This is a genomic window from Superficieibacter sp. BNK-5 (assembly GCF_047456055.1).
In the GTDB taxonomy this organism is placed as follows: domain Bacteria; phylum Pseudomonadota; class Gammaproteobacteria; order Enterobacterales; family Enterobacteriaceae; genus Superficieibacter.
Genome location: NZ_CP179893.1, coordinates 3006911 through 3022098, shown reverse-complemented (window position 1 = coordinate 3022098; position 15188 = coordinate 3006911). Strand labels below are relative to the sequence as shown.

17 protein-coding genes are annotated in these 15188 nt (G+C 57.3%); 8 read left to right on the top strand and 9 right to left on the bottom strand.

Features of this window, described 5'->3' with window-relative positions; translation table 11 throughout:
• Positions 1–260 precede the first annotated feature (260 nt).
• Positions 261–977, top strand: coding sequence for an ABC transporter ATP-binding protein (locus ACMGGS_RS14505; protein WP_414163208.1), 717 nt, complete (start codon positions 261–263; stop codon positions 975–977).
• Here ACMGGS_RS14505 and bioD read toward each other — a convergent pair.
• From bioD to bioB, 4 genes are read right to left on the bottom strand one after another with little or no spacing between them, the layout of a single operon-like run.
• Entirely contained in the window at positions 943–1641 is a 699-nt protein-coding gene (gene bioD, locus ACMGGS_RS14500; protein ID WP_414163207.1) for a dethiobiotin synthase, read from the bottom strand. The two genes, ACMGGS_RS14505 and bioD, sit on opposite strands and share 35 nt — an antisense overlap.
• The gene (bioC, locus tag ACMGGS_RS14495; protein WP_414163206.1) at positions 1634–2389 is read right to left on the bottom strand and encodes a malonyl-ACP O-methyltransferase BioC; all 756 of its coding nucleotides are present in this window, start codon (positions 2387–2389) and stop codon (positions 1634–1636) included. The genes bioD and bioC overlap by 8 nt, the downstream gene beginning before the upstream one ends.
• Positions 2373–3530: an 8-amino-7-oxononanoate synthase gene (gene bioF / locus ACMGGS_RS14490; RefSeq protein WP_414163205.1), complete on the bottom strand. Its 1158-nt coding sequence runs from the start codon at positions 3528–3530 to the stop codon at positions 2373–2375. The genes bioC and bioF overlap by 17 nt, the downstream gene beginning before the upstream one ends.
• Positions 3527–4567, bottom strand: coding sequence for a biotin synthase BioB (gene bioB, locus ACMGGS_RS14485; RefSeq protein ID WP_414163204.1), 1041 nt, complete (start codon positions 4565–4567; stop codon positions 3527–3529). The genes bioF and bioB overlap by 4 nt, the downstream gene beginning before the upstream one ends.
• Positions 4568–4653: 86 nt before the next feature.
• Between bioB and bioA the strand changes: the two genes are divergently transcribed.
• The 5 genes from bioA (at position 4654) to ACMGGS_RS14460 (ending at position 9239) form a co-directional block, all read left to right on the top strand.
• The gene (gene bioA, locus ACMGGS_RS14480; RefSeq protein WP_414163203.1) at positions 4654–5943 is read left to right on the top strand and encodes an adenosylmethionine--8-amino-7-oxononanoate transaminase; all 1290 of its coding nucleotides are present in this window, start codon (positions 4654–4656) and stop codon (positions 5941–5943) included.
• A gap of 71 nt (positions 5944–6014) precedes the next feature.
• Complete coding sequence (locus ACMGGS_RS14475; protein WP_414163202.1) at positions 6015–6491, top strand: kinase inhibitor; 477 nt, start codon at positions 6015–6017, stop codon at positions 6489–6491.
• A 9-nt stretch (positions 6492–6500) separates the two neighbouring features.
• Positions 6501–7346, top strand: coding sequence for a helix-turn-helix domain-containing protein (locus ACMGGS_RS14470; protein ID WP_414163201.1), 846 nt, complete (start codon positions 6501–6503; stop codon positions 7344–7346).
• 51 nt (positions 7347–7397) lie between these two features.
• Positions 7398–7805: a DUF2000 family protein gene (locus tag ACMGGS_RS14465; protein ID WP_176920504.1), complete on the top strand. Its 408-nt coding sequence runs from the start codon at positions 7398–7400 to the stop codon at positions 7803–7805.
• A 153-nt stretch (positions 7806–7958) separates the two neighbouring features.
• Positions 7959–9239, top strand: coding sequence for a putative acyl-CoA thioester hydrolase (locus ACMGGS_RS14460; RefSeq protein WP_414163200.1), 1281 nt, complete (start codon positions 7959–7961; stop codon positions 9237–9239).
• A gap of 243 nt (positions 9240–9482) precedes the next feature.
• On the opposite strand, the gene pgl is transcribed toward ACMGGS_RS14460, so the two are convergent.
• Positions 9483–10478 carry a 6-phosphogluconolactonase gene (pgl, locus tag ACMGGS_RS14455; RefSeq protein ID WP_414163199.1) on the bottom strand — a complete coding sequence of 332 codons (996 nt, stop codon included), beginning with the start codon at positions 10476–10478 and terminating at the stop codon, positions 9483–9485.
• 145 nt (positions 10479–10623) lie between these two features.
• Here pgl and ACMGGS_RS14450 point away from each other — a divergent pair, with 145 nt between their 5' ends.
• Positions 10624–11442 carry a pyridoxal phosphatase gene (locus ACMGGS_RS14450; protein WP_414163198.1) on the top strand — a complete coding sequence of 273 codons (819 nt, stop codon included), beginning with the start codon at positions 10624–10626 and terminating at the stop codon, positions 11440–11442.
• Here the strand turns inward: ACMGGS_RS14450 and modC are convergent, their stop codons facing one another.
• The 4 genes from modC to ACMGGS_RS14430 all read right to left on the bottom strand — a co-directional run bounded on the left by modC (position 11443) and on the right by ACMGGS_RS14430 (position 14270).
• On the bottom strand, positions 11443–12501 hold the full coding sequence (gene modC / locus ACMGGS_RS14445) for a molybdenum ABC transporter ATP-binding protein ModC (RefSeq protein WP_414163197.1): 1059 nt from the start codon (positions 12499–12501) through the stop codon (positions 11443–11445).
• A 2-nt stretch (positions 12502–12503) separates the two neighbouring features.
• Entirely contained in the window at positions 12504–13193 is a 690-nt protein-coding gene (gene modB / locus ACMGGS_RS14440; RefSeq protein WP_176920499.1) for a molybdate ABC transporter permease subunit, read from the bottom strand.
• Positions 13193–13966 (bottom strand): molybdate ABC transporter substrate-binding protein, encoded by a 774-nt coding sequence (modA, locus tag ACMGGS_RS14435; protein ID WP_414163196.1) that lies wholly within the window; start codon positions 13964–13966, stop codon positions 13193–13195. Before modA ends, modB begins: the two co-directional genes overlap by 1 nt.
• 154 nt (positions 13967–14120) lie before the next feature.
• Positions 14121–14270, bottom strand: a complete 150-nt coding sequence (locus ACMGGS_RS14430) for an AcrZ family multidrug efflux pump-associated protein (protein ID WP_176920497.1) — start codon at positions 14268–14270, stop codon at positions 14121–14123.
• A gap of 129 nt (positions 14271–14399) precedes the next feature.
• Between ACMGGS_RS14430 and modE the strand changes: the two genes are divergently transcribed.
• Positions 14400–15188 (top strand): molybdenum-dependent transcriptional regulator, encoded by a 789-nt coding sequence (modE, locus tag ACMGGS_RS14425; protein WP_414163195.1) that lies wholly within the window; start codon positions 14400–14402, stop codon positions 15186–15188.

The following is a 15188-nucleotide window of genomic DNA, read 5'->3' as shown; positions in this document are numbered from 1 at the left end:
AACGCGATCATAAAAAATATTTCCCACTATTTTTTGTCTTTTATCAGCTTAAGGACGCTGAGAGTTTCTGGACTGTTGCACCACTACACTCTGCCCCTGGCACCGACAAAGTGCATGCCTCTGACCAAATGCTCATTATTTTCCTCCGGATCCTCAGCGCTATCCGAAATAAGTGCCTTTTTTAAGCCGCAGACCGTCTCTGGCAAGCCTTTTGCAATACCTGATGGTCGAAACGCACGAACTGAATTGAGGAGCTACCGATGTTGAGTCTGCGCGCTGTAAATCAATTTTATGGAAGCCAGCACACGCTGTGGAATATCACGCTTGAACTCCAGCCGGGAAAATGCACCAGCGTCATCGGGCTGCCGGGCATGGGCAAGACCACGCTCATTAACTGCATAACCGGCATCGTGCCGATTGAGAGCGGCAGTATTTATTGGCATGGCCATGACGCCCCGCCTTGCGATTTGCTACCGCTCTCTGCGCCAAACCGGATCGCACTGGGAATTGGCTATGTGTCGCAGGAGAGACGAATTTTTTCGCAACTGACGGTGGAGGAGAATTTGCATATCGCCCACGCCGCCAGCGGGGATGGCGCGGTAAACAGTGGGATCTACGATCTGTTCCCGGAGCTTTGTGCTCTGCGTCAGGTGAAAGCGGCAACGCTGTCAGATGAGAATCAGTACCAGCTGGCGCTGGCGAATGCGCTGGTCACTCGCCCTCGCCTGCTGATCCTGGATGAGCCGACGCGCGGCGCGGGTCAGGCGTTTTTACATAAGCTGGGCGAGATTATCCTGCGCCTGAAACGCGAGCTGGGGTTGACCATTCTGCTGGCAGAACAGCATTTGTCGTTTATCCATCACGTTTCGGATCGCTTCTTACTGCTGCATCAGGGCCGCAATGTCGCGCAGGGACAGGTTAACCAGCTTGACCAGCAACTACTCACACAGTGGATGACCCCGACACAAGGAGGCTAAGATCGAGATACTGACCGGGATCGGACGTTTCCACGTCATGTTCGATCCATGGGATCTCGCCTAACATGGGCGCGGGCAGTACGCGCCTGAGCGTGGCGAGATACTCCTGATGACGGCGGCCGGGCGGCGTGATGTCATTTGCCACCCAGCCTGCGAGCGTTAATCCTGCCTGCTGCACGGCCTGCGCGGTCAGCATGGCATGGTTAATGCAGCCCAGTTTGACGCCTACCACCAGGATCACCGGCAGTTTTTCAGCTATCACCCAGTCGGCAAAGGTCAGGGTCGGTGAGAGCGGCGTAAACCAGCCTCCGGCCCCTTCCACCAGCACCCACTCCGCCAGCGCTTCCAGCTGTCTCAGGCCCGCAGAGAGTACCGCCGCGTCGATGGGGCGTCCCTCATCGGCGCTGACGATATGCGGCGAGGTCGGTTCAGCGAAGGTGTACGGGTTAACCTGGTGATAGCCCAGCGGCAGGCTGCTGTTACGCTGAAGCGCCAGCGCGTCGCTGTTACGCAGCCCTTCCGCCGTGGCCTCGCTGCCCGAGGCGACCGGCTTATAGCCTGCGGTAATCACTCCCTGGCGTCTGGCGGCCTGAAGCAGCGCACAGCTGGCGACGGTTTTGCCGACTTCGGTGTCGGTGCCGGTGACAAAAAAACGGTTAGTCACGTTCAATAATTCCTGTAAAAAGATGATAGGTCAGCGGACAAACGCCCTGCTGCTGTGGCCACGCCAGCTGAAGCTGACGTAACTGGCTGCGGGTCAGCGGGTGATGCGTCCGCCCTTCATGCAGATGCGTGGCTCCGGTTCCTTTTAGCGAGCGCATGGCGCTGAGGGCATCGGGAAAGCGCAGGCTGATCGACTGCATGTGATGGCGATAACGCCAGCCGGACAGCGCGTGGTGGATAGCCTCTGGAGACAAGAAGCGATTAACGTGCGCACGACCGTCTACCGCCTGCCATGCCTGCGCGACTTCGGGGAGCGATCCGGCAACCAGAGTGGTAAATGCCACCTGTCCGCCCGGCTGGGTCACGCGGTAAAGCTGGCTGAGCGCAGCCTGTAAATTTTCACACCACTGTACGGCCAGATTGCTCCAGACAAGATCGAATTGCGCGTCCGCCAGCGGCATAGCTTCAATATCCGCCCGCAGGTAGTGATGCGCGGCGTCCTGACGTTGTGCTTCGGCCAGCATCTGCGGCGACAGATCCAGCGCGGTGACGTGGCTGCCCTGCTCGCGCCAGTAACGGCTTATGCCGCCCGGTCCACATCCGGCATCCAGCACGCGTGGGAAAGGACGTTCAGCCAGCCCGGCCAGCAGCGCGGCGGCGCTCTGACGCTGAAGATCGTCATGCTGCAAATAGACCGACGCAGCGCGACCAAAGGCGGCGGCCACCGCCTGTTTATCGACTGGCGGCATCCAGCACCTCCAGTAAGCGGGTGATATCGTCGGTTTCATGCGCCGCCGTCAGCGTTAAGCGCAAGCGTGCCGTCCCTTCAGGCACCGTAGGCGGACGGATGGCCGTGGCCCAGCATCCGTGCTCGCGCAGCGCCTCCGCCATCCGCAGGGCGCGGGCGTTGTCGCCGATAATCAGCGGCTGAATGGCGCTGGCTGAATCCGTCATCGCCATCGTCAGCGCTGCCGCACCGCGACGAAAAAGCGCGATATGCTGCTGAAGCTTTTCGCGTCGCTGCTGGCCCTCATCGCCACGAATAACCTCCAGCGAAGCCTGCAATGCCGCCGCCTGGGCTGGCGGCATGGAGGTGCTGTAGATGAGATGGCGGGCGAACTGCACTAAATACTCCGCCACCGGTTCACTGCACAGCACCGCCGCGCCGCTCACGCCGAAGCCTTTGCCAAAGGTGATGATAAGCAGGTCCGGCTGTACCTGTTGTGCATGGCAGCTACCGCGTCCGCCATTGCCGCTGACACCGATGCCGTGGGCGTCGTCCACCAGCAACCAGGCCCCGGCGGCGCGCGTGACGCGGTCGATTTCAGCCAGCGGCGCACTGTCGCCATCCATGCTGAAAACGCCTTCCGTGACTACCAGCTGCTGCCCGCCAATGGGTTTTGCCAGCAGGCTCTGCAACTGCGCCGGATCGTTATGGGCGAAACGGCGAAGCTGCGCCGGGCTGAGGCTGGCGGCTTCCAGCAGCGAGGCATGGCTCAGGCGGTCGGCGACGATGCGATCGTCTTTCGCAGCAAGTGCGGTAATCACCGCCTGATTAGCGGCAAAGCCGGAGATGAACAGCAACGCGCGCGGGTAGCCCAGCCACTGCGCCAGCTCCTCTTCAAGCTGTTGGTGCGCAAAGCTGTAGCCACTAACGTGGCCCGATCCGCCGCTGCCGACGCCAAAGCGTGCCGCGCCTTGTTGCCAGGCTTGTACCACCTGCGGATACTGGCTCAGGCCCAGATAGTCATTGCTGGAGAAATTGAGATACCGTTTCCCTTCAGCGGTAAGCCAGCGGCCCGCGCCCTGTTCCACCGCTTGTCGGCGTCGCAAGGTGCTGGCCGCGCGGCGTGCCGCTAGCGCTGTATCAATTCGCTGCTGCCAGCTCATACCGTTGCCGCGTTGTAGTACGTGTCGGTATCCGGCGTGCGCAGCACCTGTTCCAGTCGTTCCTGCTGCTCGTTATCGCCTTCCTGAACCAGGGTCTGCTGCGGATTCAGCCCCAGCTTGCGGAACAGTTGCAAATCCTTATCTTCTTCCGGGTTTGGCGTGGTCAGCAGTTTGCAGCCGTAGAATATCGAGTTCGCCCCGGCCATAAAGCACATCGCCTGAGTCTGCTCGTTCATCTGCTCACGCCCGGCAGAGAGACGAACGTAAGAGGTCGGCATCATAATGCGCGCAACGGCGATGGTGCGGATAAAGTCGAAGGCATCCACATCCTCGTTATCGGCCAGCGGCGTGCCTTTCACCTTGACCAGCATGTTGATCGGCACGCTTTCCGGCGGCGTCGGCAGATTCGCCAGTTGCATCAGCAGCCCGGCGCGATCTTTCACCGTTTCGCCCAGACCGACGATGCCGCCGGAGCACACTTTGATCCCGGCCTCACGCACTTTCTCCAGCGTGTCGAGACGCTCCTGATAGGTGCGCGTGGTGATGATATTGCCGTAGAATTCCGGCGAGGTATCGAGGTTGTGGTTGTAATAATCCAGCCCCGCCGAGGCCAGACGTTGCGCCTGCGTTTCATCCAAAGTGCCGAGGGTCATACAGGCTTCCAGGCCCATTGCTTTAACGCCCTGTACCATCTGCTCCAGGTAGGGCATATCGCGCTCGTGCGGGTTTTTCCACGCCGCGCCCATGCAGAAGCGGGTGGAGCCAGCCAGTTTTGCTTTGCGTGCCGAGTCCAGTACCTGCTCCACTTCCATCAGACGTTCGGCTTCCAGACCTGTTTTATAGCGGGAGCTTTGCGGACAGTATTTGCAGTCTTCCGGGCAGGCCCCGGTTTTGATTGACAGCAGCGTGCTCACCTGCACCTGCTGCGGGTCGAAGTGCTGACGGTGAATTTGCTGCGCTTCAAACAGCAGATCCAGCAGCGGTTTATTAAAAAGTTTGGTGACGTGCGACATTGTCCAGCGTGGGTGGTGAGCCATCGGGCCTCTCCAAAGGGTTTAGTTAATTTCTGCTTCGGTGTAGACTCGTAAACCTAAAACTTTTCAAAATGGTTTACAAGTCGATTATGACACCGGACGATCTTGCCTTCGATAAACGCCATATCTGGCACCCCTATACTTCGATGACCTCCCCCCTGCCGGTTTACCCGGTGGTGAGCGCACAGGGCTGTGAGCTTCAGCTCGCCAGCGGTGAGCAACTGGTGGATGGCATGTCATCCTGGTGGGCGGCAATCCACGGCTATAATCACCCGCGTCTGAACGCGGCGATGAAGTCGCAGATCGACCAGGTATCGCATGTGATGTTCGGCGGCATCACCCATCCTTCCGCGGTGGCGCTGTGCCGCAAGCTGGTGGCAATGACGCCTGAGCCGCTGGAGTGCGTGTTTCTGGCGGATTCCGGCTCGGTGGCGGTGGAAGTGGCGATGAAAATGGCGCTGCAATACTGGCAGGCCAAAGGCGAGCCACGTCAGCGATTTCTTACCTTCCGTAACGGCTATCACGGCGATACCTTTGGGGCGATGTCGGTATGCGATCCGGATAACTCGATGCACAGCCTGTGGCACGGGTATCTGCCGCAGCATCTGTTCGCCCCGGCCCCGCAAAGCCGTTTCGATGGCGAGTGGGATGAGCACGATATGGTGGCCTTTGCCCGCCTGATGGCCGCCCATCGCCATGACATCGCGGCGGTGATCCTCGAACCTATTGTGCAGGGCGCGGGGGGAATGCGGATGTATCATCCCGAGTGGCTGCGACGTATCCGCAAGATGTGTGACCGGGAGGGCATTCTGCTGATCGCCGATGAAATTGCTACCGGTTTTGGTCGTACCGGTAAACTGTTTGCCTGCGAACATGCAGGCATCACCGCCGATATTCTTTGCCTCGGAAAAGCATTAACCGGCGGCACCATGACGCTCTCCGCCACCCTGACCACCCGTGCGGTCGCCGAAACCATCAGCAACGGCGACGCGGGCTGCTTTATGCACGGTCCGACCTTTATGGGCAATCCGCTGGCCTGCGCGGTGGCTACGGAAAGTCTGGCGCTGCTGGAGGAAAATCACTGGCAGGCGCAGGTGGCGGTGATTGAGGCGCAGTTGAAGCGCGAACTGGCTCCCGCCCGTGAGTCCACGCTGGTCGCCGATGTGCGTGTGCTGGGGGCGATTGGCGTGGTGGAAACCACCCGTCCGGTGAATATGGCGGCGCTACAGCGCTTTTTTGTCGCGCAAAAGGTGTGGATCCGGCCTTTTGGCAAGCTTATCTACCTGATGCCGCCCTATCCGATTAAATCGGAGCAGTTGTCGCGTCTGACGCGTGCGGTCAATCTGGCGGTGCAGGATGAAACACTTTTTAGTGAATAAGGTACTGCGATGCTCGCCCGCTCGGGCTACACTCCTGTGATCGACCGTGGATTAACCTGAAGGAGATGTATATGAAGTTAATCAGTAAAGACTTCCAGGATGGTGACAAATTACATAATCGCTATGTCTTTAACGGCATGGGCTATGAAGGGGATAATATTTCTCCCCACCTCGCCTGGGATGACGTCCCGGCGGGAACCAAAAGTTTCGTCGTCACCTGCTACGATCCCGATGCGCCGACGGGTTCCGGCTGGTGGCACTGGGTAGTCGCCAATATTCCGGCGGATACCCGCGTGCTGCCACAGGGTTCCGGCTCCGATCTGGTCGCCCTCCCCGAAGGCGCGATCCAGACCCGTACCGACTTTGGCAAGACGGGCTACAATGGTGCCGCGCCGCCGAAGGGTGAATCGCATCGCTATATCTTCACCGTTCATGCGCTGAACGTTGAACGTATTGAGGTCGATGAAGGTGCCAGCGGGGCGATGGTGGGTTTTAACGTTCATTTTCATACCCTCGGCAGCGCGTCGCTGACGACGTGGTATATCTGATCTTCCGATATGAACGGTGAAAAAAGCGCCGACTGGCTTGATTTCCGCCGCGAGGCTGAAAGCGGCATTGAAAGCGTGAGCGCTCATTTCACCGGCCACGCCTACGATCCGCACGACCACGATGAGGTGCTGGTGGGTTTTACCCAGCAGGGCGTGCAGCGTTTTCGCTGCCACCGTGCGCTTCATACCAGCAGCCCCGGCCGCGCCATTCTGATTGAACCGGGTGCGGTTCATGATGGACACGCCCCGGACACCGACGGCTTTACCTACTCCATGCTTTACCTGCCGCAAGCCTGGGTTTCGACTCAGCTTGCGCAGCGTGGACTGGCCGATATCTCCCTGATCGAGGCGGCCTTTCGCCACACGCTTACTGACGATGTCGCGCTTTTCTGCGCCATCCAGCAGACCTTTTACGCCTTTCATCATCAGGAGGGCAAACTGGCGCGCGATCAGAGTATGGATCGGCTTCTTGGTTTACTCACCCGCCATATCAAGGTGGCTTCCCCTTCGCAAAAGAGCGATACGCTACTGCACATGCAGCGGATCCGGGAGATTTTGCATGAGCGAATGGCGGAAGATATTGGCCTTGATGAATTATCCCGCCTCGCGGGTATCGATCGTTTTCGTCTGAGTCGACAATTTTCCAAAGCCTTTGGTCAAACGCCACACGCGTATCTTGTCAGGCTGCGTCTGCGCAGCGCCAGAGCGTTACTGGCGCATGGACAAGAGCCTGCACAGGTCGCAGCTCAGGTAGGTTTTGCCGATCAAAGCCATCTGGGAAGATGGTTTCAACGCGCGTACCGGATGTCTCCCGCCGCTTTTCAGCAACAGTGCACAAACGTTCTATCCCGCTGACACGCTTTCTTTGATGATGGGCTTTTCAGTGCTGATGGAGAAGAAATACGCATGTTTGACACAAAAATTGCCCTGGTGGTACGCGACGACCTTGAGAGCTGGCAGCGGCTGAACGTTGTTGCTTTTCTGGCGACCGGTATTGTTTCTGCCGCGCCTGAGGTCCTTGGCGAGAACTACATCGATGCCGTAGGCCGTCAGTATTCACGCATTTCGGGCCAGCCGATGCTGATTTTTGCAGGGGGGCTTGACGATCTCCAGCGTACGCATCGCAAAGGTCTTGAGCGCGAATTGACGATAGTGCCTTACGTGCAGGCGATGTTCGCCACGGGCAACGATGCGGATAACCGCGCGGTGTTCCTGCAGGAAGATGCTGATGCGATGAATCTGGTCGGCCTCGCGCTGCGCGGCCCGAAAAAGGCCGTCGATAAAGTGATTAAGGGCCTGTCACTGCACCCCTGATTTTGCACCTTCTTTCGGCGGGGATCCCCCGCCTTTGTAAATCAACACGTTTCGTTGTGTCTTTTGCGTAATTTGGCTTCCCGTTTCGCTCAACTTAGTATAAAACAGCAGGCTTTAAAGACCCTTTAACGATTAAAAGTCTGGAGCATCCTCTTGAACACATTTTCGGTTTCTCGCCTGACTCTGGCACTGCTTGTGGGCGCGACGCTGACCGCCTGTAGCTCAACCCCCGCCGATCAACAGCCGTCCTCCCAGGCTGCGCCCGGCACTACAGCTCGTCCCATCCTGACGGCCGGAGAAGCCAAAAACTTCACCGCGGATCACTACTTCCTGTCACTGAACCCGAACGCCGCGCCGTGGAAACCATCGGCGATCAGCCTTCCCGCCCAGCCCGATTTTGTGGTGGGTCCAGCCGGAACGGCAGGCGTAACGCATACCACGATTCAGGCAGCCGTGGACGCGGCAATCACGCGTCATACCAGCCAGCGTCAATACATCGCCATCATGCCAGGCGAATATGAAGGCACCGTCTATGTACCCATCGCGTCCGGCAGCCTGACCCTGTACGGCACAGGCGATAAAGCCATCGACGTGAAAATCAGCGCCGCGATTGATTCCGAAATCGATCCGACAAGCTGGCGTCGACTGGTCAATCCGGCAGGTAAATATATGCCGGGTAAACCGGCGTGGTATATGTTTGACAAATGCCAGAGCAAACGTGCAGCCACCGTTGGCGTAATGTGTTCCGCGGTCGTATGGTCGCAGAATAATGGTCTGCAATTACAGAACCTGACTATCGAAAACAATCTTGGCGACAGCGTTGACGCTGGCACCCATCAGGCCGTTGCCCTGCGCAGCGATGGCGATCAGGTACAAATTAACAACGTCAACATTCTGGGCCGTCAGAACACCTTTTTTGTGACCAACAGCGGCGTGCAGAACGTACTGCAAAACGATCGCCAGACCCGCACGCTGGTCACGAATAGCTATGTTGAAGGCGATGTCGATCTGGTGTCCGGTCGCGGCGCGGTCGTGTTTGATAACACCGACTTCCGCATCGTTAACTCCCGCACCCAGCAGGAAGGCTACGTATTCGCCCCGGCAACGCTGTCCAATGTCTATTATGGTTTCCTGGCGACCAACAGCCGCTTCACCGCCGCCGGTGATGGCGTGGCGCAGCTCGGCCGCTCGCTGGATGTCGACGGTAACGTCAACGGCCAGGTGGTGATCCGTGACAGCGTCATTAACCAGGGCTTTAATATGGAAAAACCGTGGGCCGATGCCGCGATGTCGAAACGTCCGTTCAGCGGGAATACCGGTGCACAGGATGAGAAAGGCGAAATCCAGCGTGACCTCAACGATACCCAATTCAACCGCATGTGGGAATTTAATAACCGTGGCGTGGGTAGCCAGGTTGTTGCGCAGGCGAAGTAGTAAAATCTGAACAGCAAAAAGGGGGAATAAATCCCCCTTTGACTGCTGACAAACGTTATACCGTGGAATTATGCCTGGCGGCGCTTCGCTTGCACAGGCCTACGGGTTACGCATAACTTATTGATGTTGATGGTTTTGTAGGCCGGGTAAGGCGAAGCCGCCACCCGGCAAAAGTGCACACAATAGCAAAACCAGATTTGTCATTAACTTCAAACCTCGCTATCGCGAGGTTTTTTTTGACTATCAGTAAGCGTTAATCACCACCCACATCGGTCCCTGCCCTACCGCGTAGCGGCCTTTCTCTTCCAGCAGTCCCTGTTTGCCCTGAATTTCATACAGGGCGATATGATGAGACTTCTGCCCGGCGGCAACGAGATACTGATTACTATGATCGACGTTAAAGCCACGCGGCTGCGTTTCAGTCGGCTGATGACCTTCAACCGCCAGCACGCTGCCATCTTCGGAGACGCTGAAAATGGTGATGGTGCTTGAGGTACGGTCACAGGTGTACAGATGGCGACCATCCGGCGTGATATGGATATCCGCCGCCCAGCGGGTATCGGCAAAATCGGCAGGCATCATATCCAGCGTCTGAATACACTCAACCTGATCGTGGGCATTGCTAAGCTCCCAGACGTCGACAGAACTGTTCAGCTCGTTCACGCAATAGGCATACTGGTGGTTCGGATGAAATGCCATATGACGCGGCCCCGCGCCTTCCACCGTTTTAACATCTTCCGGCGTTTGGGCGACCAGTTTACCATCGTCGCTAAGGGTAAACAGGCAGATACGATCCTGTTTCAGCGCTGGCACCCACAGCGTGTGGTTGTCCGGAGAGATATTCGCTGAATGGCAACCTTCCAGCCCTTCCACTACGTCGACCGTTTCGACCGGCAAACCGTCCTGCAAACGTACTACGCCGACGCTGCCCGCATTGTAGGAGGCACTGAAAATAAAGCGTCCGCTATGATCGGTCGAGATATGGGTCGGGCTGCCCGGCAACGGCGCTTCTGCCGCGAAAGTGAGGGCACCGTTGTCCGGCGCAATACGATACGCCAGCACGCGGAACTCGGGACGCACGCCAACGTACAGGTAGCGTTTATCCGGGCTGACCACCATCGGCTGCACCTGACCCGGTACGTCGACGACCTGAACCAGGGTCAGCGAACCTTCTGGATTAAGGCTCCAGACATGGATCTGCTGGCTTTCCGGGCTGGCGGTATAAACGGTTTGTTTCATGAATACTCCTTTCCTTACAACAGAGTGGAAGTAAATAACCAGGATAGTCTTTTTTGACCGTAAATGCTGAATTTATTTGTCCTGCCCGCACTGCGGTGTACCATCGCACAACGCTATTATATTAACTCTGTGACAGGAAAAACGAATGACCACGCGCGTTATCGCCCTGGATTTAGACGGCACCCTGCTGACCCCGCAAAAAACCTTTCTCCCCTCATCCGTTGAAGCCCTTATGCGAGCCAAAGCGGCAGGCTATCAACTGATTATTGTCACCGGGCGACACCACGTTGCTATTCATCCTTTTTATCAGGCGCTGGCGTTAGATACACCTGCTATCTGCTGTAATGGCACCTATTTGTATGATTATCATGCAAAAAAAGTCCTGACCGCCGATCCGATGCCAGTACCTAAAGCGCTGCAACTAATTGAAATGCTGAATGACTACAATATCCACGGACTGATGTATGTGGATGACGCCATGCTGTATGAACGCCCAACCGGGCACGTGATCCGGATGAGCAAATGGGCGCAAACCCTGCCGGAAGCGCAACGTCCCGTCTTCACGCAGGTTGATTCACTGAGCCAGGCGGCGCAGGACGTCAACGCGGTGTGGAAATTTGCCCTGACTGACGAGAACATCAGCAAGCTGCAGGACTTCGCCCTTAACGTGGGTGAGACGCTGGCGCTGGAGTGCGAATGGTCGTGGCAGGATCAGGTCGATGTGGCGCGCCATGGCAACAGCAAAGGCAAGCGTCTGACGCAGTGGGTTGAGTCGCAGGGCTGGTCCATGCAGGACGTGGTAGCCTTTGGTGATAACCAGAACGACATTAGTATGCTGGAAGCTGCAGGCACCGGCGTGGCGATGGGTAATGCAGTTGAGGAAGTGAAAGCGCGAGCCAATGTGGTTATCGGCGAAAACACCGACGACAGCATCGCGCAGTTTATCTACTCGCACCTGTTGTGATCAGGCGGTTATCGACACGCTTTTGATTTGCGCATACAGCCACAGGCCAGGTTTGATCCCCAGTTCATCCCTGGCCCACGGGCTGATCCGCGCCCATAGCGTGCGGCTGCCAATTTCCAGTTGCACTTCAACCTGACCGTTATCGTCCAGGCACTGCGCCACTTTCGCGCGCAGAATATTACGAATGCTGGTCTGCTGCGGTGGCTGGAGCACCAGCGACACGTCCGACGCCTGAATGCGTATCCGCAGCGCTGACTGGACCGGGCGATCAATTTTATTCACCCACAGATGCTGATCGCCAAGGGCCAGGGCGGTCATGGCATAGTGTGGATGATGCTCCAGCACGCTGACCTTCAGGATGCTGCTCTGCTGATCCTGCGGCAGCCAGGGGTGCATCACGCTGCTGCCCCAGACCTCTTCCAGTGGGCCAAATGCTTTAACCAGCCCCCCTTCCAGCACCAGCACGTTATCCGCCAGGTGCAGGATTTCATCCAGTGAATGACTGACGTACAGCATCGGAATGTTGATCTCCCGGGCCAGCCGTTGCAGATAAGGCAGCAATTCGCGTTTGCGGGGAATATCCAGTGAGGCCAGCGGCTCATCAAGCAACAGCAGTTCAGGGGCGGTCAATAACGCACGGCCAATCGCTACCCGTTGCTTTTCACCGCCGGACAAACTGCCCGGCAGGCGGTCGAGCAGCGCCTCGATACCCAACAGCGCCACCAGCTTATCGAACTGCCCGGCCATGCTTTTTGCCATCCCGTAGCGTAAATTTCCGCGCACCTTATAGTGCGGGAACAGGCGGGCATCCTGAAAAACGTAGCCTACGCGGCGCTTATCCGGCGACAGAAAGAGGCGTTTATCCGCGTCGCTGAGCACCCGATTGTTTAACACGATACGCCCCTTCTCCGGACGCGTCAGACCGCTAATGGCGTTGATAAGCGACGTTTTACCCGCGCCAGAGACGCCGAAAATCGCCGTGATCCCGCTGGCAGGCAGCGTTTCGTTGATAGAGAGACAGTGGTTGCCGAGCGTCTGGGTAAAGTGAAGTTCCAGCATGGTTATTTCCCCGTCCGCGCGCGGCTGATGCGCGCCAGCCATTCAGAAATGAGCAGAGAAATCATCGCCAGCACGATGGAAATCACACACAGGCGGGCGGCGGCGCTTTCGCCACCGGGCATCTGGATCAGGGTATACATCGCCGAAGGAATGGTTCGCGTCTCGCCAGGGATGTTAGACACGAAAGTAATGGTCGCGCCAAATTCACCCAGCGAACGGGCAAACGCCAGCACCGTTCCGGCAATAATTCCCGGCAGCATTAGCGGCAGCGTAATGGTAAAGAAGACGCGAAAGCGGCCAGCGCCAAGCGTGCAGGCTGCCTGCTCCAGTTTGACGTCCACCCCTTCCAGCGCCAGCCGGATAGCACGCACCATCAGCGGGAACGACATCACCGCCGCTGCCAGCACCGCGCCGCGCCAGCTGAACGCCAGCGTGATGCCAAACCAGTCATAGAGCCACGCGCCGATCACTCCACGGCGGCCCATAGACACCAGCAGCAAATACCCCACCACCACCGGCGGCAGCACCAGCGGTAGATGGAGCAGGCTATCCAGCAACGCTTTGCCCGGAAAATGGCGTCTCACCAGCAACCAGGCGAAGAAGATCCCAAAAGGCAAACTGAAGATAACTGCCAGAGAAGAGACTTTGAGGCTCAGCAGCACGGCCTGCCATTCGGGATCGGTCAGTATCATTAGCGAGTGGTGAATCCGTAACGTTTAAAAATCGCAGACGCCTGCGGTCCTTTCAGATAGTCGTAAAACGCGCTGACGGTAGCGTTTTTATGCCCGTCGATAATTGCCAGCGGGTATTCCACTTTCTTGTGTGAATCTTCCGGGAAGGTACCGACCACTTTCACGCCCTTGCTGGCGACAGCATCGGAACCGTACACGATGCCCAGCGGGGCTTCATTGCGTTCCACCATTGCCAGTGCGCCGCGAACATCTTCCGCCGGAGCCAGTTTCGGGGAAAGCGTCTCCCATGCGCCTAATTTTTGCAGCGCTTCTTTGGCATAAATGCCCGCCGGAACGTGGTCCGGATCGCCAACGGCCAGACGGCCACCGTCTAACAGGCGTGTCCAGTTGGTTTTGGTGTCAATCGTTACCTTGTCCAGTTTGCTGGCTTTTGGCGCAACGGCAACCAGGCTGTTACCTAATAGCGTTTCGCGGCTGGACGTGTCGATAGCTTTTTTATCTACCGCATAGTCCATCCATTTCTGATCGGCAGAAATAAACAGATCCGCAGGGGCACCGGCTTCAATCTGCCGCGCCAGCGTGGACGAAGAGGCAAAAGAGGAAACGACGTCGACGTTTTTCTCTTTTTTGTATTCTTTAGCAATGTCCTGCATCGCATTCGTCAATGACGCGGCGGCGAAAACGGTGATTTTACCTTCATCTGCCAGCGCATGTCCGGCGACGGTCAGTGTTAACGTTGCCCCTGCAAAAAAGCGTACCCATGTACGTGCCATCTTTAACTCCTGTGAGTGTCGTTATATATGCGATAATATAGCGACAAGCTCAGATTTTTCCCAGCGTTAATTGCTACCGCGCAATGGGTAGTCTATCGGCATTTAGGGGGAAAACTTAAGAGCGAAACGCCCGTTAAAACGGGCGTTTGGGGAATCAGCGGCGTTGCTCGGAGCGGTCTTTGTGACCCACACCTGAGAAAATGTTAAACACTTCACCGAGGCCGTAGATTAAGCCCAGGATGACAGCCATCACCACCGGGACCATGATTACGGCAAAAACCAGACTTTTCAACAACTCTAACATGGTGAACTCCAGACATTGTGAATAAGGCTATTCTAACCGGATTTCGGTGAAAAGCACTGCCGATTTGTGCGGTGTGGTTGGCGTCCGCACCCATTTACGTCACAATACGCTTTTTGCCAGGACACGGTTATGCAGGCTGAAATTCTTCTCACACTGAAACTCCAGCAGCGCCTTTTTGCCGATCCGCGCCGCATTACGCTGCTCAAGCACATTGCACAAACCGGCTCTATCAGCCAGGGCGCAAAAGACGCGGGCATCAGCTATAAAAGCGCCTGGGATGCGATCAATGAAATGAATCAGCTCAGCGAGCAGCCGCTGGTGGACAGAGCCACCGGCGGTAAAGGTGGCGGCGGTGCGCTGCTCACCCGCTACGGCCAGCGGCTGATTGAACTTTATGATCTGCTGGCGCAGATCCAGCAAAAAGCCTTTGATGTGCTGAGTCTGGATGACGGCCTGCCGCTGAACAGCCTGTTGGCAGCGATCTCCCGCTTCTCGCTGCAAACCAGCGCCCGTAATCAGTGGTTTGGCACGGTCACCGGACGCGACCACGATCGGGTTCAGCAGCATGTGGACATCTTACTGGCGGATGGTGAAACCCGGATGAAAGTGGCGATCACTGCGCAAAGCGGCGAGCGTCTTGGGCTGGATGAAGGAAAGGAAGTGCTGGTGCTCCTGAAAGCGCCCTGGGTCAATATAACGCAGGATCGCGCCGAGGCGGCGGAAGCTGATAACCAGCTCGCCGGTGTTATTAGCCATATTGAGCGTGGTGCGGAACAGTGCGAAGTGCTGATGACGCTGCCGGACGGTCAGATTCTTTGCGCTACTCTTCCTGTTGATCGCGCGGTCGGGCTTGAAGCCGGTAGCGAGGTGATCGCGTATTTCAATGCCGATCGGGTGATTATCGCCACGCTGTGCTGA